Raw genomic sequence first — 1,002 nt, forward strand, 5'->3', positions numbered from 1 at the left:
GCACCGGCGTCGGCATTTTCGCGGACTACAGTGCCGGTGCAACCGCCATGACAGCGGCCGCCCGACATTTTGTACCCAACGAGACGGTTGCTCACGCATACGCACGGCGGTATCGACTCTATGGCGAGATCAACCAGGCGATGACCCCGATGTGGGAGCGCATCGCCGGACAGCAGGCGCGCACGTGACCGAAGCTTCACCGTCTCCGTTCGGCAGTTACGACTACGTCATCGTCGGTGCCGGCTCCGCCGGCTGCGTGCTCGCCAACCGGCTCTCGGCCGATCCGCGCAACAAGGTGCTGCTGCTCGAGGCCGGCGGCAGCGACCGCTATCACTGGGTCGATATCCCGATCGGCTATCTCTTCTGCATGGGCAACCCGCGTACCGACTGGATGATGAAGACCGAGCCGGAAGCCGGTCTCAACGGACGCAGCCTCAACTATCCGCGCGGCAAGGTGCTCGGCGGCTGTTCATCGATCAACGGCATGATCTACATGCGCGGCCAGGCTGCCGACTATGATGGCTGGCGCCAGGCCGGCAATGCCGGCTGGGGCTGGGACGATGTCCTGCCTTACTTCCTCAAGTCGGAAGACTTCCATGGTGGCAAGAGCGCCATGCACGGCAGCGGCGGCGAGTGGCGGGTCGAACGGCAGCGGCTTTCATGGCCGATCCTCGACGCCTTCCGGGACGCGGCCGAGGAACTCGGCATTCCGCGCACCGAAGACTTCAACACCGGCACCAATGAAGGCTCGGGCTATTTCGAGGTCAACCAGAGGAAGGGCGTCCGCTGGAACACATCGAAGGCGTTTTTGCGCGGTATAGCGGGGCGCAAGAACCTGCGCGTAGTGCTCGGCGCGGAAACCGAACGGCTCGAATTCGACGGCCGGCGCGTCACCGGACTGGTTTTCCGCCAAGGCGGCCGCCTGCATCAGGTCCGCGCTGGACAGACGATCCTTGCGGCCGGCGCCATCAACTCGCCCAAGCTGCTCGAACTGTCGGGGGT

General features: G+C 64.8%; 1 protein-coding gene and 1 pseudogene. Both read left to right on the forward strand.

Features of this window, described 5'->3' with window-relative positions; all coding sequences use genetic code 11:
• Positions 1–188 (forward strand): annotated as a pseudogene (locus tag EOA22_RS35035) (carbohydrate kinase); the annotation flags it as partial.
• The coding region (locus tag EOA22_RS35040; protein WP_164756242.1) for a GMC family oxidoreductase at positions 185–1,002 on the forward strand (818 nt) is incomplete at its 3' end. The pseudogene EOA22_RS35035 and the gene EOA22_RS35040, both read left to right, overlap by 4 nt.

Origin of the sequence: Mesorhizobium sp. M7A.F.Ca.US.014.04.1.1 (genome assembly GCF_003998745.1) — a bacterium.
Classification (GTDB): domain Bacteria; phylum Pseudomonadota; class Alphaproteobacteria; order Rhizobiales; family Rhizobiaceae; genus Mesorhizobium; species Mesorhizobium ciceri.